The organism is Streptomyces reniochalinae (assembly GCF_003323735.1).
GTDB lineage: Bacteria > Actinomycetota > Actinomycetes > Streptomycetales > Streptomycetaceae > Streptomyces > Streptomyces reniochalinae.
Genome location: NZ_QOIM01000036.1, coordinates 12493 through 30069 on the forward strand (window position 1 = coordinate 12493; position 17577 = coordinate 30069).

Sequence of the window (17577 nt, forward strand, 5' to 3'; positions counted from 1 at the left end):
GTCATTCGGCGGCGACGGCGATGGCCTCGCCGTCCACGTCCCGGAGCACCGCGCTGCGGTCCGCGATGAGCGCGTACAGGGCGGCGGCGAGGAGGGCGCCGATGAACCAGGAGAAGCCGGCCACGGCGTGGAAGGCGGGGACGAGGGCGAGCACGACGGCCGCCGCTGCGCTGGGCGCGAAGGCGGCGACGGCGCGCGGGTTGTAGCCGCGGCGGTAGTGGTACTCGCCCTGGGCGTCCTCGGTGTAGAGGTCGGGCACGTTCACGCGGGCCTTCCGCAGCAGCCAGTAGTCCGCCATGATCACGCCGAAGAGCGGTCCGAGCAGGGCGCCGAGCCCGCCGAGGAAGTAGTTGACGACGACGGGGCTGTTGTAGAGGTTCCAGGGCAGGATCACCAGACCCAGGACGGCGCTGACCACCCCGGCACTGCGGAAGTTCAGCCGCCGGGGGAAGAGGTTGACCAGCGCGTAGATGGGTGCGACGAAGTTGGCCAGCAGGTTCACCGCCACGGTCAGCGCGATCAGGGCGAGCGAGGCGGCGGCCAGCAGGAACATGTTCGGGATGGTCCGCACGATGTCCGTGGGACTGGTGATGACATGCCCGTCGAGCTGGAACTGGGCCCCGCTGAGCACCGCGACGATGACGGCGAAGAAGAGCATGTTCACGGGTATGCCGATCACGTTGCCGCGGACGATGGAGCTGCGGCTCCTGGCGGAGCGGGTGAAGTCGCAGAAGTTGAGCACGAAGGTCCCGTAGACCACCACCCACAGCGCGGCGCCTTGCAGGATCTGCAACCACATCGCACCGCCGGTGAGCGGCGCGTCGATGGACAGCGAGACGGAGCCGTCCGCGCGGAAGAACATCCAGGCCGCGAGCGCACACATGGTGATCAACGTCGTGGGCGCGGCGAAGGCCATGTACCGGCGGATCATCTGCATGCCGTAGCTGACGATGAGGACCTGCAAGGCCCACAGGGCCAGGAACGTGAGCCAGCCGAGCGTCGACTGGCCCAGGACCGCGTTGTCGTCCAGGTGGCCCATGCCGGGGAACATCGCCACCAGCAGGGCGCTGAGTACGGACGAGGCCAGGTAGGTCTGGATGCCGAACCAGGCGATGGCGACGGCTCCCCGCACCCCGGCGGGTATCTTCGCGCCCTTGATGCCGAACGCGATGCGGCTCATGACGGGGAAGGGGACGCCCGTCTTGTGCCCCATGAAGCCGGAGAGCGTCAGCAGGAGGAAGAGCAGCACGGAGGCGAGCGCGAAGGCCGCCAGGATGCCCCACACGTTGAGGCCGAGCGCGAAGAGCCCGATGGCGAACGCGTAGTTCCCGAGGCTGTGCACGTCGTTGGCCCAGAGGGTGAAGACGTTGTAGGCGCCCCAGCGGCGCCCTTCCTTCTTCGTCGGGGCGAGGTCGTAGGTGTAGAGGCCACTGGCGGCGTTGCCAGCCTCCACGGACGACCGCTCATCCACGGCAGTCATACGGAGCTCCGGGGGAGGGGAGGAAGAGGGGGAAGAGGGGAAGGAGTGAGGGGAGGGGAGGCGGGGAACGTGAGGAAGTTTCCATAAAATGGAAGCGCGTTTCCGGTAGCCAGAACCTAGTTTTCGCCAAGTGACACCGTCAAGAGGCCGGCGGGAAGGACTTGGCCGGCCCGCCAACCCCGCCTGAACGGCGGGAAGACGGTGCGACGGTGGTGTGGCCACAGCAGCGGCACGCGCCCGGGGGCGCGGAACCGGAATCCACGGCGGCGGCTGACCCGCTGTGCCGGTCGCCGGGCGGCCCGCTCCGTTCGATGACGCGCGGTGACGGGCCCGGCATGGCACTGTAGGACGGTCGGCCCACCCGCTGTGCACCGACAGCCCGTGGGCCGGTGCCGCCGCCGGGGCGCGACGCCCTCGACGCGGCGACGGCGACCTTTGACGAGCTGCGGGAGAGCGGAATGACTGCGAACGGCGCCGAGGAAGAGAGCGGTTCCCTCTACGACGTGCTGGTGCTCGGCGCCGGCCCCGGCGGCGAGAACGTCGCCGACAGGGCCAGGGCGGCGGGGCTCAGCGCGGCCGTGGTGGAGAGCGAACTGGCCGGGGGCGAGTGCTCCTACTGGGCCTGTATGCCCAGCAAGGCGCTGCTGCGGCCGGTCACCGCACGCGCCGACGCCGGGCACACGTGGGGCCTGCGCAGGGACCGTTCCCTCCCGCTGGATGTCCAAGACGTCTTCGCCCACCGCGACGAGGAAGCGTCCCACTGGCAGGACGACGGTCAGGTCGAGTGGCTGGCGAGTGCGGGGATCGACCTCGTGCGCGGCCACGGCCGGCTGTCCGGACCCCGCCGGGTGACGGTGACACAGGAGGACGGGACAGTGCGCCGGCTCTCGGCCCGTCAGGCCGTCGTGGTGGTGACCGGCAGCCGCGCCGTGGTCCCCGACCTGCCGGGCGTCGCGGACGCCAGGCCCTGGACCAGCAGAGAGGCGACCAGCGCCTCCCGGGTGCCCGACCGTCTCGTGGTGGTGGGCGGCGGAGTCGTGGGCGTGGAGATGGCCACGGCGTGGGCGGGACTCGGCTCCCGGGTCACCCTCCTCGCCCGGGGGAGCGGCCTGTTGCCGCGCATGGAACCCTTCGCCGGGGAGCTCGTCGCCGACGCCCTCCGGGCGGCGGGCGCGGACGTGCGCGTGGGAGCTTCCGTCACCGAGGTCGCACGCGCGCGCCCCGACGGTCCTGTGACCGTCCGTACGGACGCGGGGCAGGAGGTGGAGGCGGACGAGGTGCTGTTCGCGACCGGCCGTGCGCCGCGCACCGAGGACCTGGGCCTGGAGACCGTGGGCCTGGAGCCGGGCGCCTGGCTGACGGTGGACGACACCCTGCGCGTCACCGACGTGGCGGACGGGTGGCTGTACGCCGTCGGGGACGTCAACCACAGGGCCCTGCTCACGCACCAGGGCAAGTACCAGGCGCGCATCGCGGGCGCGGCCATCGCCGCCCGTGCGCAGGGCGCGGTGACGGCCGACGCGTGGGGCGCGCACAGCGCCACCGCCGACCACCACGCCGTCCCGCAGGTGGTGTTCACCGACCCCGAGGTCACCGCTGTGGGTCTCACGGCTGACGAGGCCGAGCGTGCGGGGCGGCGGGTCCGGGCGGTCGACTACGACATGGCTAATGTCGCCGCCGCGGGCCTGACCCGCGACGACTACGCAGGGCGTGGGCGTCTCGTCGTCGACGTGGAGCGCGAAGTCGTCGTCGGCGCCACGTTCGTCGGCTCCGGACTCGCGGAGCTGCTGCACTCGGCGACGATCGCCGTCGTGGGCGAAATCCCGCTGAGCAGGCTCTGGCACGCGGTGCCCTCCTACCCGACCCTCAGCGAGGTGTGGCTGCGGCTGCTGGAGACCTACCGGGACAGCTGAGGTCGCGGGCCCGCCAGTTCCTCGTGCAGCCCCTCCAGCGCCATCAGGTCGTCCTCGGTGCCGGTGTGCGGGGCGGCGAACCAGTCGGCGTACTCGGCGATTTCGGACAGACACCAGTCGAGTGCGAACAGCTCGGCCATCGCGGGGCGTGCCCGCAGCCGGTCTCCCGCGCCGGCCGCGAGCAGGTCGGCGAAGTCGCGCTCGGGCGGAGCCAGGGCCAGTGACTCCCAGTCGACGAGCCGCAGCCCCTGGTCGGTCACGACCTGGTTGGCGTGGTGCGGCTCGCCATGGGTCGGCACCCAGGTGCCGCGCCGGGCACGGGCGGAGGCTGCCAGCCCGTGGTAGCGCTCGGTCCACTCCGCGATCCGGCCGAGCCGCGCGGCGATCGCCGCGCGCGCCTCTTCGGCCTGTGGCCCGGCGTCCCACGCGCCGGCCGTGCGGGCCCGCAGGCCGTCGGCGAAGTCGCCGGGAACGCGCGGCGCCCACTCGGGCAGCCCCGGGGGAGGCGCGGCGCGGTGCAGGTCCCTCACCGCCGCGACCACTCGCTCCACGTGCGGGGCCGCCTGTGCCTCCGCCTCGGTCGGCGACCTGCCCGCCAGCCACGGGGTGGCGCTCAGCGCGCCGCCCGCGAGTTCCACGGTGTAGCGGCCCGAGCGGGCGGGCAGCGGCGCGCACACCGCGGCGAGACCGGCGGCGGCCAGCGCGGCCGCGCCGGCGTAGGCGGCTTCCAGTGAAGCGCGCGTGTGCCGGGGCGCCAGGGCGTCGAGCGTGACGAACAGGTCCCGGCCGTCCTCCAGGGTCGCGCGCCAGTGGTGGGCGCCGAACCCCCAGGGCAGGTGACTGAGGTGGCGCACAGGCGAGGACCAGGACGCGGCGATCGTTCGGCGGATCGTCTCCTCGGTCACCGAGGCGGGAGGACTGAGCACGTGGGGGAGCCTAGGTGGGCCGCGGGGACCGGGCAACGCGTTTGTGACCACGGCGCGAAGCACCCGAATGGCGCATCCCGGCAACGGCGGGGACGATGGACGAGGGGGCCGAGCGAACGGCTGAACCGCGTCGACAGGAGGGACGCCATGACCACCGCAGCCGACATCATGCACCCCGGCGCCCAGTGGGTGCCCGCCACCGAGACCCTCGACCGTGCCGCGCAGCTCATGCGCGAGCTCGACGTGGGAGCCCTGCCCGTGAGTGACCCCACCGACGCCGACGAGCGGATGTGCGGCATCCTCACCGACCGCGACATCGTGGTCGACTGCGTCGCGGCGGGACACGATCCCGCGAGGGTCACGGCGGGAGACCTGTGCCAGGGCACCCCGCGCTGGGTCAGCACGGAAGCGGGCCTGGACGAGGTGCTCCGCGAGATGGAGGGCAACCAGATCCGGCGCCTGCCGGTCATCGACGGGAACAAGCGGCTGGTCGGCCTGATCAGCGAGGCCGACCTGGCCCACCACCTGAGCGACGACCAGCTCGCCGAGTTCGTGGAGCGGGTCTACGCCTGACCCGTCCTCCGGACGTGCACGGCGCAGGTGACCCGGCGGTACGACGCCGCCGGGTCACCGCGGCTCAGCAGCGTGAACGGCTGGCTGGAGAAGCGGGGCGGCGGCTGCTGCCGGTGGCTCCCACCCGGCACCTCCGCGTGAGGCGCGGGCTCACCTGCCGCCGGGCGTCCGGGGTAGGCGGGGCGTCACCCGTCGCCGGGCGTCTGATCCTCGGTGTGAGGCGCGGCGTCACCCGTCGTCGCACCGCCGGCCCGGCACGGCCGGGGTGCCCTCCGGGCGATCCCGAGGGCACCCCGTGCCGCGAGCGCCGCGCCACGGCTGTCGGCGGGGGAGCCGTTACGCGCCCTGACCGGCCTCCTCCGCCCGCAGCACGCGGTCGGGGCGCAGCGGCAGGTCCCGGTGGCGCACACCCGTCGCGTGCCAGACGGCGTTGGTGATCGCCGCGGCTGCGCCGACGATGCCCAGTTCACCGACGCCCTTGATGCCGAGCGGATCGCCGGGGACCGGGTCGTCGATCCAGTCCGCCTCGACCAGCGGGACGTCCGCGTTGGCGGCGACGTGGTAGCCCGCCAGGTCCGCGCCGATGTGCCGGCCCGAGGCGGGGTCGCGGACGGCCTCCTCGTGCAGGGCCATGGAGATGCCCCACGTCATACCGCCGACGAGCTGGCTGCGGGCGGTGAGCGGGTTGACGATGCGCCCCGCCGCGAAGACGCCCAGCATGCGGCGTACGCGGACCTCGCCGGTGTGGACGTCGACGGCCACCTCGGCGAACTGGGCCCCGAAGGAGTGCCGTTCCTTCTTCGCGAGTTCCGCCAGCAGCCGGGCCGTGTCCACACGCGCCGTGAGTCCCTCCGGCGGAACGTCCTGGCCCCTCAGCGCCAACTGGTCGCGCAGGTCCTCCGCCGCCGAGGTGACGGCCCAGGCCCAGGAGCGGGTCCCCATGGAGCCGCCCGCCACCCAGGCGGGTCCGAAGTCGCTGTCACCGATGCGGACGGTCACGCCTGCGGGGTCGACGCCGAGGACCTCGGCGGCGACGAGAGTGAGCGCCGTCCGGGCGCCCGTGCCCACGTCGGCGGCCGAGATGCGCACGGTGAAACCACCGTCGGGCTCGGCCGTGACCGAAGCGGTGGACGGTGCGGCCCCCGAGGGGTAGGTCGCGGCCGCCGTGCCGGTGCCGAGCAGCCAGCGGCCCTCGCGGCGGGTGCGGGGGCGCGGATCGCGGTCGGCCCAGCCGAACCGGCGTGCACCCTCCGTGAAGCAGCCCAGCAGGTCGCGACTGCTGAACGGCAGCCCGGACAGCGGACCGACGGCAGGTTCGTTGCGGGCCCGCAACGCGATCGGGTCCATGCCCAGGCGTTCGGCGAGCTCGTCCAGTGCGGTCTCCACCGCGAAGGAGCCCGGCGCCTCCCCGGGCGCGCGCATCCAGGTCGGCGTCGGCACGTCCAGCTCGACGATCCGGTGTGCCGTGTGGTGGGCCTCGGCGTCGTACAGGACGCGGCCGAGGGCGGCGCTGGTCTCGACGAAGGGACGCAGCGTGGAGGTGAGGTTGAGCACCTCGTGCCCGAAGGCGCGCAGCCGCCCGTCATGGTCGGCCCCGAGCCGCACGCGCTGTGTGGTCGGACTGCGGTACCCGGTGATCGCGAACGTCTGCCGGCGGGTCAGCGCGACGCGTACCGGGCGGTCCAGCGCGGTCGCCGCCATCACCGCGGCGGCCTGGTGCGGGCGCATGCCCTTGGAGCCGAAGGCGCCACCGATGTGCTCGGAGCGCACCCGTACGGAGGCCGGGTCGAGCGAGAACATCTTGGCGAGCTCGTCCGCCACCCACATGCTGCCCTGGTTGGAGTCGAAGACCTCCAGCCGTCCGCCGTCCCACCTGGCCGTGGCGGCGTGCGGTTCCATGGCGCTGTGGTGCTGCTCCGGCGTGCTGTAGGTGGCGTCGAGTACCACGGCGGAGGCGGCCAGTTCGGCGTCCAGGTCGCCCTTGGCCGCCACCGGGCTGCCCTGGTCGGGGACGTAGGCGTCGGGCCGGTCGGCGCGGAAGGCGATGTCGTGCGCTTCCTCGTCGTACTCGACCACGAGCGCCTCGGCGGCCTCCCTGGCCTGCTCGGGGGTCTCGGCGACGACGAGCGCCACGGGCCATCCCGCGTGCGGCACCCGGTCGTTCTGGAAGACCGCGCAGGTGGGGTCGGGCGGGCCGAGGAAGGACACGTAGTCGGTCGCCACGTGCGGCGCGTTGCCGTGGTGGAGTACGGCCACCACTCCCGGCATGGCCCGTACCGCCTCGTCGTCGACGGCGCGGACGCGTCCGCGTGCGACGGTGGAGAGCACGAACCAGCCGTGTGCCAGTTGTTCGAAATGGTGTTCGCTCGCGTACCGGGCGGCGCCCGTGACCTTGTCGCGGCCCTCGACGCGGGAGTGGGCGACCCCGACGGCCGGGGGTTTCGCCGTGGTGGTCATCGGGCGGCCTCCTCGGCCAGTTCGGTGAGCAGGGCGAGCACCAGATTGCGCATCAGGGGCACCTTGTAGGCGTTGAGCGGCAGGGCCTCGGCAGCGGCCAGTTCGGCGTCGACGGCCTGAGCGAACGCGGCACCCGAGGCCGGCTGCCCGGTCAGTACGCGTTCGGCGACGCGGGCCCGCCAGGGGCGCGAGGCGACGGCGCCGAAGGCCAGCCGCACCTCGCGCACCACGCCCTCCGACACGTCGAGCGCGGCGGCCGCCGAGCCGATGGCGAACGCGTACGAGGCCCGCTCGCGGACCTTGCGGTAGCGCGACCGCGCCGCCACCGGGGCGGGCGGCAGCGTCACCGAGGTGATCAACGCGCCCGGAGGCAGCGCCGTTTCGAGGTGCGGGGTCTCGCCCACCGGCAAGTAGAAGTCGGCGAGCGGCAGCTCCGCGGCCCCCTCGGCCGTCTCGTAGGTGACGACGGCGTCGAAGGCGGCCAGTGCCACCCCCATGTCCGAGGGGTGGACGGCCACGCAGTGCTCGGAGGCGCCGAGGATCGCGTGGTTGTGGTGCTCGCCGGTGCGGGCCGGGCAGCCGGATCCGGGCGAGCGCTTGTTGCAGGGGAGCGCGGTGTCGGTGAAGTAGGCGCAGCGGGTGCGCTGCAAAAGGTTGCCGCCCACGGTCGCCATGTTGCGCAGCTGGCCGGAGGCCCCCTCCAGGACCGCCTGGGCCAGCGCGGGGTAGTGGCGCCGGATCTGAGGATGGGCGGCGAGGTCGCTGTTGGTGACCGTGGCGCCCACACGCAGTCCGCCGTCGTCGGTGGGCTCGATACGGTCCAGCGGCAGCGCGCGCACGTCGACGAGCTGCCCAGGACGCTCCACCCCGGCCTTCATCAGGTCGACGAGGTTGGTGCCGCCGGCCAGGCAGCGTGCCTGCGGGTCGGCGTCGAGCAGGGCGACGGCGCCGCCGACATCCCGTGCCCGCTCGTAGGTGAACTCCTTCACGCGGCGGGCTCCTTCGTCTCCTTCTGGGGCTCTTCGGCGGTCCGTCCGCCCGTCTGCTCGGCGGCGTGCGCGACCGCCTGGACGATCGACACGTAGGCGCCGCAGCGGCACAGGTTGCCGCTCATCCGCTCCCGTATCTCCTCCGGGGTCAGGGCGGGCGGTCCGGCCTCGGGCCGCACGTCCTCGGTCGCGGCGCTCGGCCAGCCCGCCGCGTGCTCCTCCAGTACGGCGAGCGCGGAACAGATCTGGCCCGGCGTGCAGTAGCCGCACTGGAACCCGTCGAGGTCGAGGAAGGCCTGCTGCACGGGGTGCAGGTGCTCGCCGTTGGCCACGCCTTCGATCGTGGTGACGTCCTCGTCCCCCACCGCGACCGCGAGTTGCAGGCAGGAGACGACGCGCCGGCCGCCGACGAGCACCGTGCAGGCGCCGCACTGGCCCTGGTCGCAGCCCTTCTTGGTGCCGGTCAGCTCGAGGCGCTCGCGCAGCGCGTCGAGCAGGGTGGTGCGGTGATCGACGGTCAGGGTGTGTTTCTCTCCGTTGACGGTCAACGTGATCGCGCTGGCAGTGGCAGGAGCCATGGGCGGCTTCTTTCGAAAGTGCGGTGCGGGACGAGTCGGTTGGGCGCGTGCGGTGTGCGCGGCGGGTGCGGCAGGCGGCCCTGGGCCACTGTGCCGTCGTCCGCCGCTATGGTGAGAAGACGGGAAGCGGACAACTGTCCATGTGCGGTCGTCCCGAACGTAGAGGACAGTTGTCCGCTTTCGCAAGAGCCCTCCGCGCCGACGCCCGTGCCGCGCGGGTGGTTCGACGGCGGGACGACGGAGAGGAGCACGAGTGCGGGACCCCAAGCCGAAGGCGCCGCTGCGCTCGGACGCGCAGCGCAATCGCGAGCGCATCCTCGAAGTGGCCCTGGCGGAGCTGACCCGCGCGGCGGACGCGCCGCTGAGCGCCATCGCGAAGAAGGCGTGCGTCGGCCAGGGCACCTTCTACCGGAACTTCCCCAGCAGAGAGGCGCTGGTCCTGGAGGTCTACCGCTACGAGGTCCAGCAGGTGGCCGACACGGCTGACCAACTGCTCAGGACCCGGCCGCCGGACCGCGCGCTGCGCGAGTGGATGGACCGGCTCGCCCAGTACGCGATGGCCAAGGCGGGACTGGCCGATGCGCTGCGCAAGGCCACCAGCGCGCGCGGCACGCTCGCCGGCCTCGGGCACGGCCCGCTGACCAGGGCCATCGGCGCGCTCATCGAAGCCAACGAGGGTGCCGGAACGATCCGCCCCGGCGTGACCCCCGAGGACTTCCTCCTCGCCATCGCGGGCCTGTGGCAGATCGACCCGCACACCGACTGGCGTTCCCGCGCGAGCCGCCTGATGGACCTGGTGATGGACGGCCTGCGCGCGGGCGCCCCCGGCCCGGCGCACCGCCCCGGTGCCCGGGAGTGACGCCGGGGCCACCCGCCTCCTCCCCTTCGGTCCGACGACCGTCCGTGCCACCGAGGGGGCACACGACCGGCCGGCCACCGACGAACCCGGTCGCTACCGGCCCCGCCACTGAGGGGAGCGCTTCTCCGCGAAGGCGCGCGGGCCCTCCTGGGCGTCCTCGGAGTCGAGCACGGCGCGGTAGCGGGGCAGCTCACCGCTGCGCATGCGCGCGTAGGCCGTCTCGACGTCGAGCGCCTCCGTCTCGCGCAGCACCTCCTTGACGGCGCGGAGCGCCAGCGGCGCACCCTGTGCGACCCGCCGGCCGAGCGCCAGCGCGGCGTCGACGGCCGTACCGTGGCCACCCGAGACCTGGTTCACCAGTCCCCAGCGGACGGCCTCGGCAGCGCCCATCCGCCGCCCGGTGAGCAGCATCTCGTTCGCGACGGCGCGCGGCAGCCGCCTGGGCAGGCGCAGCACACCGCCCGAGTCGGCGATCATGCCGATGCCGACCTCCGGGAGGCCGAACTCGGCGTGCTCCTCGGCCACGACCAGGTCGGCGGCCAGCGCGAGTTCGAAACCGCCGCCCACCGCGAGCCCGTTGACCGCCGCGATCACGGGCTTGTCCAGGGCGAAGAACTCCGTCAGCCCGGCGAAGCCGCCGGGTCCGTGGTCGGCCTCGATGCCCTCTCCGCCGGCTGCCGCCGCCTTGAGATCCCATCCCGCGGAGAAGAACCGCGGCCCGCCGCCGGTGAGCACGGCGGCACGCAGCCCCTCGTCCCGCCGCAGCCGGTCGAAGGCCGCGTACAGCTTGCGGCTGGTGGGCACATCGATCGCGTTGGCCTTCGGCCGGTCCAGCGTGATCACCAGGACGCCGTCGCACACCTGTGTCGTGACCGGTTCCGCCTGCTCGCCTCCGTGTCCGTCCACGGCCTTCTCCTCTCCTTGGCTCACGTGCTTCGTCCTCCTTCTTCGCGCTTCACGTCCGACTTCTTCGTGTCTGATGTCCGGCTTCCGTGCGCCTCGTGTCCGATGAGCGCGTCGACGGCCACCGCGCCCTGCCCCGAGGGCAGGACGAGCAGCGGGTTGACGTCGATCTCGGCGACCGCGGCGTGGCGCGCGTAACGGGCGACGGCGTGCACCGCGTCGACGGCCGCCGCCAGGTCACCCTCAGGGCCGCCCCTGAAGCCCCGCAGCACGGGCCAGATCCGCAGCGACGCGAGCGCTTCCTCGATCTGCTCGCGCCCTGCGGGCAGCAGCAGCGTCGCCGTGTCCCGTACGAGTTCGACCAGCACGCCGCCGGCACCGACCGTGAGGGCGTGCCCGAACTGCGGATCGCGGCGGACGCCGACGATCAGTTCGGCCACCGGCTCCGGCACCATCTCTTCGACGAGGAAGCGCTCGGCGAGGGGGGTCATCGCGCGGACCGCCTCGCGCACCGCCTCGCGGTCGGTGAGCCCGACCCGCACGCCGCCGACCTCGCTCTTGTGCGCGAGAGCGGGCGAGAGCGCCTTGACGACCACGGGGAAGCCCAGCTCGGCGGCCAGGTCCGCGGCCTCGTCCGGCGCCCGGGTGGCCGGCTGCCGTGTGACGCGCCCCCGGGGCACCCGCACGCCGTGTGCGGACAGCGCCTGCTTGGCGGCGTACTCATCCAGCGGTGCCGGCGGCTCCGCGCCCGGAGCGGCGGGGTCGGGTGCGGCTGCCCCGGCCGGTTGCCGGGTGCCCTCCCTCAGGTGCCGCCGGTGCGCCCTGCCGATCTCGCCTGCCGCGACGATCGCGCGCACGCAGTCGGCCATGCCGTGCATCGGCGCGACGCCGCGCGCCAGCAGCCGGCCGCCGACGTCCTCCGGCAGCCCCTCGGGCAGTGAGCTGACCACACAGGCCGGTGCGCCGGTCGTCTGGGCCGCCGCCGTGTAGGCGTCCATCGTGGTCGTCCACAGCCCCGGTGCGCAGCGGTCGCCGCGCGGGAGGTCGAGCAGCAGCAGGTTGAGGTCGAAACCCGAGCCCTGGAGCGCGGTGAAGCAGGCGTGCTGGGCCTCCGCGTCGCCCCAGATGTAGGTGTGGTAGTCGAGCGGGTTGGCCACGTGGACGTGGTCGCCCAGCACCTGGCGCAGCCGGGCGGCCACGTCGGCGGGCAGCTCGGGCAGGTGTGCGCCGTGCTGCTGTGCGGCGTCGGCGATCAGCGCCGCCTCACCGCCGGAGCAGCTCGCGGAGGTGACGCGGGTCCCGGTGAGCGCCCCGTGCACGTGCAGGAGTTTCAGCGTCTCCAGGAAGGTGCCGACCTCGTGCACGCGCGCGACGCCGAGCCGGCGGAAGAGCGCGTCGCACAGCACGTCCGAGCCCGCGAGGGAACTGGTGTGACTCAGGTTGGCGCGTGCGCCCAGTTCGGAGGTGCCTGTTTTGAGCGCCACCACCGGCACGCCCGCGTCGAGGGCCCTGAGCGCGGCCCGCGAGAAGCCCGGCACATCGTCGATGCCCTCCAGGTGCAGCCCGATGGCGCTCACCCGCGGGTCGTCGAGCATGCTCTCGATGAGCTCGGGCACGCCGGTCACCGCGCCGTTGCCTGCCGTGACGACGTAGGCGAGCGGCACCGAACGGCGCTGCATGGTGAGGTTCTGGGCGATGTTGCCGCTCTGGGTGACGACCGCCACCCCGCTCGCGACCCTCGCGCCGCCCTGCTGGTCGGGCCACAGGGCGCTGCCGTCGAGGTAGTTGAGCACGCCGATGCAGTTCGGGCCGATGACCGGCATGCCTGCTGCCGCCTCGCGCAACTCCTCCTGGAGCCGGGCGCCGTCCGCGCCGTCCTCGGCGAACCCCGCCGCGTAGCACACCGCGCCGCCCGCGCCGCGTGCGGCGAGTTGTGCGAGCACGGGGACGGCCGCCGTGTTCGGTACGGCGACCAGTGCCGCGTCGGGTGCCTCGGGCAGTTCGGCCACGGTGCGGTGACAGGGCAGGCCCTCGATGTGCTCTCTTCGCGGGTGCACGGGCCAGATCCGGCCGGTGTAACCGATGGCGCGGCACTGCCGTACCGCCTCGGCCGCGCTCGCCCCGCCGACCACGGCGATGTGCCGCGGAGCGAGCAACCGCCGCAGCCGCCGCGAACGGTCGCTCCCCGCCTCCGCGGTGCGGGAGGGCTCCGCCTCCGCGGTACGGGAGGGCTCCGCGCCGCGGTGCGGTTCCGCTCGCGGGCCGTATCCCGTGGGTGTCTCGTCGGTCTCGTCGCTGCGCCCCGTCATCAGGAGCCCAGAGGACGCAGCATGGAGCGGGAGATGATGTGGCGCTGGATCTCGCTGGTGCCGTCCCAGATGCGTTCGACACGCGCGTCGCGCCAGTACCGTTCGACGGGGAGCTCCTCCATGAGCCCCATGCCGCCGAATATCTGCACCGCCTGGTCGGTGATCCTGGCCAGTGCCTCGGTGGCGTAGAGCTTGGCCATGGCCACGTCCTGGTCGGTCATGAGCCCCTGGTCCTGCTTCCACGCGGCCCGCAGGGTCAGCAGCTCGGCGGCCTCCAGCTCGGTCGCCATGTCCGCGAGCGGGAAGCCGACTCCCTGGAAGCGCCCGATCGGCCGGCCGAACTGCTCCCTCTCGGCCGCCCACCGGGTCGTCATCTCCAGGACCCGGCGCGCGCGCCCCACACTGGTCGCGGCGACGGAGAGCCGGCTGGCGCCCAGCCACTCGCCCATCAGCTCGAAGCCCCTGCCCTCTTCGCCGAGCCGCTGCGCTGTGGCGACGCGGACGTCGGTGAAGGAGAGTTCGCACTGGTGGTAGCCGCGGTGCGAGACGCACGCCGAACCGCGCCGCACCTCGACCCCGGGGGTGTCGAGGTCCACGAGGAACGCGGTGATCAGGCTCTTGGTGCCGCGTGCCGTCTCCTCGGTGCCGGTGGCGGCGAACAGGACGGCGAAGTCGGCGGCGTCCGCGTGGCTGATGAAGTGCTTGGTGCCGTTGAGGACGTAGCCGCCGCCGTCCCGCTCGGCGCGCGTCTTCATGCTCCGTACGTCCGACCCGGCGCCCGGCTCCGTCATGGCCAGACAGTCGTGCCGCTCACCCCTGATCGTCGGCAGCAGGTACCGTTCCCGCTGCTCGCCCTGGCAGGCCTCCAGGATGTTGCTGGGGCGCGCGACGAGCATCTGCAACGCGTATCCGGTGCGTCCCAGTTCGCGTTCGACCAGGGCCATGCTCACCGCGTCGAGCCCGGCACCGCCCAGCTCCGCCGGCATGTTCGCTGCGTAGAGTCCGGCGTCGAGCGCCTTCTTCCTGATCCGCCGGGCCAGTTGCGGCGGTACCTCGTCCGTCCGCTCCACCTCGTCGGCGTGCGGGTCGAGTTCCGTGGTGACGAACTTGCGCACCGTCTCCACGATCATCCGCTGTTCGTCCGTCAGCGCGAACTGCATGTGCTGTGCTCCCTCACGTGTTCCGGTCTCGTCGAATGCCCATCGGTTTGCCGACCACTTCGGGCAGTGGAGCTGTGGAGTGGGCGCGGTGGATGGCGCCCAGACGCTGTTGCAGCTCCGCGGGGAGCGGGCAGGAACGCCCCTTGCCTGCGTCCACGTGCACGAGCATCTGCTCGGCTGTGGCGAGCAGCGTCTGGTCGGTGCCGTGCCGCATCTCGTGGAAGAGGTGGACGCGCTTGGCGTCGAAGTCGAGGAGCCGCAGGCTGAGCTGGAGCGGTTCGCCCTCGGTCACTTCGCGCTTGTTGTGCAGGTGCGACTCGACCGTGTAGAGGGAGCGTCCCGCCGCGCGGTACTCCTCGCCGATCCCGATGTAGCGGAAGAAGGCGTCGGAGTTGTCCCCGAAGACGAGCAAGTAGCACGACTCGCTCATGTGCCCGTTGTAGTCGACCCACCGGGGACTGACGGGGGTGTCGTGCAGCCGCAGCGGAGTGGGGATCTCCCTCGCCTCGTCCCAGTCTCTGTGTCCAGTGCCCTCGTACGGGGTCACCACCCTGTCGGGACGGCCGGGCTCTCCCGTGTCGCTGCTCATCCAGCCTCCTTGCGGTGTGCGGTGTGCGGTGTGCGGTGTGCGGTGTGCGGTACGTGGGGCGTCTCATGCCCGGCGAGCGTTCACATCGTGCGACGTACGCTCGTAATGTGAACGTATGGAGTGTGTGGGTGCCGCGTCAAGCGCGGAGCGTCAGCGGGCCGCATCGCCGGCTTCCCAGGCGGCGGCCCGGGCCGGTCCGCGTCGCTCCCCCCGCTGGGCGGCGGCGGCCCGGCGCTGGCCCATTACGCTGCCGGGAGGAGAGAAGACGTGGCAGGAGGCACCGGATGGCGGCGGCACACGCCCCCGACGAACAGGAACAGGCACCACCGGCGGGCGGACCACCGGCGGGCGGCCGGGTGCAGTCGCTGGAGCGCGCCATCGCGCTGCTCAACGCCGTGGCGGCGAGCGCGCCGAAGGGGAGGCCCGTGGCGGAGCTGGCCGTGGAGTGCGGGCTCAACCGCGCGACAGCCTGGCGGCTGCTGGCGACCCTCGAACACCACGCGATGGTCGAACGCGACGCGCTGACCAACCGGTACACCATCGGTTCGGCCGTGACGACGATGGCCGCGACCGCGGGCGTCGAGGGCCTGATCCGGCGCGCGCACCCCGTGCTGGAGCGGCTGTGCCACCAGTCGGGCGAGACCGCGAACCTGGCGGTCGCCCAGCGTCTGGGACTGACCTATGTCGACGAGGTGACCCCGCCCGTCGTCCTCACGGCGCGCTGGCTGGGGCGCCAGGTGCCGATCCACGCCTCCTCGGCGGGCAAGGCGCTGCTGGCCTGGCTGCCGGCGGAGGAGGTGGAGGCGATGCTCTCCGGGCCCCTCGCCGAGTTCACCGAGACCACCCGCACCGACAGGGAGAGCCTGCACGGCGAGCTGGCCGAAATCCGCACGCAGGGATACAGCGTCAGCCTGGGCGAGCTCGAAGAGCAGCTCAACGGTGTCGCCGCGCCCGTGCTCGACGCCTGGCAGCGGCCCGTGGCCGTCGTCAGCGTGTGGGGCCCGAAGGACCGTGTTCCCGAGGCGCGGTTCGCGGAGCTGGGCGCGCAGGCGCGACGGGCGGCCGAGGACATCCGGGACCTGATCGCCCCCGCGGCCGCGGCGGTGCCCGCGGCCGGAGCCGACGTGGGCCGGGGAGGCGGCAGGACGGCCTGAGAGTCCGGGCCGGAAAGGTTCACAGGGAGGAGGCGCCCACCGAGCGGTTCGCCGTCAGCGAGGCGCCGAGACCGATCGAGACGACGGCCCACAGCGGCTGGTAGGGGAGCCACAGGAAGTTCGCGAGCAGGCTGAGCGAGGCCATCGTGACGCCCACGATCCGGGCCCACAGCGCGTCGGCGAGCAGGCCGAGACCGGCGGCCAGGGCGATCACGCCGACCGCCAGCAGGGCCCAGCCCCACGCGGTGAGGTTGAACCGGAAGACGTAGTCGTCGATTCCGGTGTAGATCTGGTCGGAGGCGACCGCGGTGATGCCCTTGAGGATGTCCAGCAGACCGTTCACGACGAGCACGACCCCGGCGAACACGGTGCCTCCGACCGCCCAGGCGCGGGTGTGTGAGCTGGGGCCGGAAGACCCCTGAGGGGCGTGCCTCGGTGCGGTCGGCTGAGCCATCGGATGCTCCCTGGGTCGGGTGCCTCCACGCTGCTGCTCACGCGCCGCCGTGGCCATCCGGATACGGCCGAAGGGGTGAGCGGGGGATGGCGTTTTCGAGGGGCGTCATCCCCGTGGGGTGCTTCCCGCCGCGGGTGCGCCGGCTTGGGGTGCCGTCAGGCCCAGTTCGGTCAGCAGCCGTTGCCGGTGCCAGGCGGGCGGGCCGAAGAGCTGCGCCGCCCCGTGCGCGCGCTTGAAGTAGCGGTGGGCGTCGGCTTCCCAGGTGATGCCGATGCCGCCGTGCAGCTGGATCATCTCGCCGGCGACCGCCGCGAGCGCCTCGGAGCAGGCCGACTTGGCGGCGGCCGCGTGGAGCGTGAGGTCCGGTGCGTCGGCGGCCGCCGCGACGGCCGCGCCCAGTGCCGCCGAGCGGGCCGACTCGACCAGCACGTAGGCGTCCGCCAGCCGGTGCTTGACGGCCTGGAAGGAGCCGATCGGGCGGCCGAACTGGACGCGCTGACCGGCGTAGGCGACCGTGCGCTCAAGACAGTGCTCGGCCGCGCCGACCTGCTCGGCGGCCACGGCGGTGCAGGCGTGGTCCAGGACGCGGGCGAGGACTCCGGCGCCGTCGCCGTCCGCCCCGAGGAGCCGGCCCTCGGCGCCGTCGAGTGCGAGGCGTGCCAGCGAGCGCGTCTGGTCCATGGCGACCAGCGCCTCGCGGCGCAGCCCGCCCGTGCGCGGCGCCACCTCGAAGAGCGAGACGCCCGCTCGGGTGCGGGCGGCGACGAGCACCACGTCGGCATCCGAGCCGTCGAGGACGTGTTCCTTGGCCGCGGTGATGCGCCAGCTCCCGTCGGCGTGCGGCGTGGCCTCGCCGCGCAGCGCCGCCGGGTCCCAGGAGCCTTCCTCGGCCCAGGCCAGGGAAGCCACCGTCGTGCCGTCGGCGATGCCGGGCAGCAGGCGGGCGCACGCGGCGGCGTCGCCGGAGGCGAGCAGCGCGCGTACCGCCACCACCGCGGAACCGAGGTAGGGGGCGGGGCTCAGTGTCCTTCCCAGCTCTTCCAGCACCACGGCGGCCTCGCGTGCCCCGCAGCCCGCCCCTCCGTACTCCTCGGGGACGAGGAGGCCGGCGACGCCGATCTGTTCGGTCAGCGGGCGCCAGGCGGCCGCACCTTCGTGCCGCGCCAGCAGTGCCCGTACGGCGGATCGCAGCGCTTCCTGTTCCTCTGTCGGCCTCACTCGCCTGGCTCCCCT

Annotated in this window: 15 protein-coding genes; 4 read left to right on the forward strand and 11 right to left on the reverse strand. The window is 73.3% G+C overall.

The genetic code is table 11. The features are described 5' to 3' along the window. Position 1 precedes the first annotated feature (1 nt). On the reverse strand, positions 2 to 1480 hold the full coding sequence (locus DQ392_RS16215; RefSeq protein WP_114016338.1) for an NCS1 family nucleobase:cation symporter-1: 1479 nt from the start codon (positions 1478 to 1480) through the stop codon (positions 2 to 4). 458 nt (positions 1481 to 1938) lie between these two features. On the opposite strand from DQ392_RS16215, the gene DQ392_RS16220 reads away from it, so the two are divergent. Further along, complete coding sequence (locus tag DQ392_RS16220; protein ID WP_114016339.1) at positions 1939 to 3393, forward strand: dihydrolipoyl dehydrogenase family protein; 1455 nt, start codon at positions 1939 to 1941, stop codon at positions 3391 to 3393. Here DQ392_RS16220 and DQ392_RS16225 read toward each other — a convergent pair. After that, entirely contained in the window at positions 3378 to 4319 is a 942-nt protein-coding gene (locus DQ392_RS16225; protein WP_114016340.1) for a phosphotransferase, read from the reverse strand. The genes DQ392_RS16220 and DQ392_RS16225 overlap by 16 nt on opposite strands. 147 nt (positions 4320 to 4466) lie before the next feature. Between DQ392_RS16225 and DQ392_RS16230 the strand changes: the two genes are divergently transcribed. Further along, positions 4467 to 4892, forward strand: a complete 426-nt coding sequence (locus DQ392_RS16230) for a CBS domain-containing protein (protein WP_114016341.1) — start codon at positions 4467 to 4469, stop codon at positions 4890 to 4892. 336 nt (positions 4893 to 5228) lie between these two features. On the opposite strand, the gene DQ392_RS16235 is transcribed toward DQ392_RS16230, so the two are convergent. From DQ392_RS16235 to DQ392_RS16245, 3 genes are read right to left on the reverse strand one after another with little or no spacing between them, the layout of a single operon-like run. Further along, a complete protein-coding gene (locus tag DQ392_RS16235) occupies positions 5229 to 7349 on the reverse strand; it encodes a xanthine dehydrogenase family protein molybdopterin-binding subunit (protein ID WP_114016342.1) in 2121 nt (706 codons plus the stop codon). Beyond that, on the reverse strand, positions 7346 to 8338 hold the full coding sequence (locus tag DQ392_RS16240; protein WP_114016343.1) for an FAD binding domain-containing protein: 993 nt from the start codon (positions 8336 to 8338) through the stop codon (positions 7346 to 7348). Before DQ392_RS16240 ends, DQ392_RS16235 begins: the two co-directional genes overlap by 4 nt. Next, on the reverse strand, positions 8335 to 8916 hold the full coding sequence (locus tag DQ392_RS16245; RefSeq protein ID WP_114016344.1) for a (2Fe-2S)-binding protein: 582 nt from the start codon (positions 8914 to 8916) through the stop codon (positions 8335 to 8337). Before DQ392_RS16245 ends, DQ392_RS16240 begins: the two co-directional genes overlap by 4 nt. A 253-nt stretch (positions 8917 to 9169) precedes the next feature. Here DQ392_RS16245 and DQ392_RS16250 point away from each other — a divergent pair, with 253 nt between their 5' ends. Beyond that, entirely contained in the window at positions 9170 to 9775 is a 606-nt protein-coding gene (locus DQ392_RS16250; protein ID WP_114016345.1) for a TetR/AcrR family transcriptional regulator, read from the forward strand. Between the two features lie 93 nt (positions 9776 to 9868). Here DQ392_RS16250 and DQ392_RS16255 read toward each other — a convergent pair whose 3' ends face one another. Genes DQ392_RS16255 through DQ392_RS16270 form a run of 4 tightly spaced genes read right to left on the reverse strand, consistent with a single transcriptional unit; the run spans position 9869 to position 14736 of the window. Further along, the gene (locus DQ392_RS16255; protein ID WP_245981540.1) at positions 9869 to 10705 is read right to left on the reverse strand and encodes an enoyl-CoA hydratase-related protein; all 837 of its coding nucleotides are present in this window, start codon (positions 10703 to 10705) and stop codon (positions 9869 to 9871) included. Further along, positions 10702 to 12987 carry an acetate--CoA ligase family protein gene (locus DQ392_RS16260; RefSeq protein ID WP_114016346.1) on the reverse strand — a complete coding sequence of 762 codons (2286 nt, stop codon included), beginning with the start codon at positions 12985 to 12987 and terminating at the stop codon, positions 10702 to 10704. Before DQ392_RS16260 ends, DQ392_RS16255 begins: the two co-directional genes overlap by 4 nt. Further along, positions 12987 to 14147 (reverse strand): acyl-CoA dehydrogenase family protein, encoded by a 1161-nt coding sequence (locus DQ392_RS16265; protein ID WP_114016347.1) that lies wholly within the window; start codon positions 14145 to 14147, stop codon positions 12987 to 12989. Before DQ392_RS16265 ends, DQ392_RS16260 begins: the two co-directional genes overlap by 1 nt. Before the next feature lie 13 nt (positions 14148 to 14160). After that, the gene (locus tag DQ392_RS16270) at positions 14161 to 14736 is read right to left on the reverse strand and encodes a thioesterase family protein (RefSeq protein ID WP_114016348.1); all 576 of its coding nucleotides are present in this window, start codon (positions 14734 to 14736) and stop codon (positions 14161 to 14163) included. A 284-nt stretch (positions 14737 to 15020) separates the two neighbouring features. Here DQ392_RS16270 and DQ392_RS16275 point away from each other — a divergent pair, with 284 nt between their 5' ends. Continuing rightward, a complete protein-coding gene (locus tag DQ392_RS16275) occupies positions 15021 to 15890 on the forward strand; it encodes an IclR family transcriptional regulator (protein ID WP_114016349.1) in 870 nt (289 codons plus the stop codon). A 19-nt stretch (positions 15891 to 15909) separates the two neighbouring features. Here the strand turns inward: DQ392_RS16275 and DQ392_RS16280 are convergent, their stop codons facing one another. Further along, positions 15910 to 16344: a DUF7144 family membrane protein gene (locus DQ392_RS16280; protein ID WP_181856453.1), complete on the reverse strand. Its 435-nt coding sequence runs from the start codon at positions 16342 to 16344 to the stop codon at positions 15910 to 15912. A gap of 105 nt (positions 16345 to 16449) precedes the next feature. Further along, positions 16450 to 17562, reverse strand: coding sequence for an acyl-CoA dehydrogenase family protein (locus DQ392_RS16285; protein ID WP_114016351.1), 1113 nt, complete (start codon positions 17560 to 17562; stop codon positions 16450 to 16452). Between the last annotated feature and the right edge of the window lie 15 nt (positions 17563 to 17577).

Excerpts from the sequence above, each read along its gene's own strand:
- DQ392_RS16215 (WP_114016338.1), bottom strand. The coding sequence starts at position 1,480 with ATGACTGCCGTGGATGAGCGGTCGTCCGTGGAGGCTGGCAACGCCGCC.
- DQ392_RS16265 (WP_114016347.1), bottom strand. The coding sequence starts at position 14,147 with ATGCAGTTCGCGCTGACGGACGAACAGCGGATGATCGTGGAGACGGTG.
- DQ392_RS16280 (WP_181856453.1), bottom strand. The coding sequence starts at position 16,344 with ATGGCTCAGCCGACCGCACCGAGGCACGCCCCTCAGGGGTCTTCCGGC.
- DQ392_RS16230 (WP_114016341.1), top strand. The coding sequence starts at position 4,467 with ATGACCACCGCAGCCGACATCATGCACCCCGGCGCCCAGTGGGTGCCC.
- DQ392_RS16260 (WP_114016346.1), bottom strand. The coding sequence starts at position 12,987 with ATGACGGGGCGCAGCGACGAGACCGACGAGACACCCACGGGATACGGC.
- DQ392_RS16275 (WP_114016349.1), top strand. The coding sequence starts at position 15,021 with ATGGCGGCGGCACACGCCCCCGACGAACAGGAACAGGCACCACCGGCG.
- DQ392_RS16270 (WP_114016348.1), bottom strand. The coding sequence starts at position 14,736 with ATGAGCAGCGACACGGGAGAGCCCGGCCGTCCCGACAGGGTGGTGACC.
- DQ392_RS16220 (WP_114016339.1), top strand. The coding sequence starts at position 1,939 with ATGACTGCGAACGGCGCCGAGGAAGAGAGCGGTTCCCTCTACGACGTG.
- DQ392_RS16245 (WP_114016344.1), bottom strand. The coding sequence starts at position 8,916 with ATGGCTCCTGCCACTGCCAGCGCGATCACGTTGACCGTCAACGGAGAG.
- DQ392_RS16235 (WP_114016342.1), bottom strand. The coding sequence starts at position 7,349 with ATGACCACCACGGCGAAACCCCCGGCCGTCGGGGTCGCCCACTCCCGC.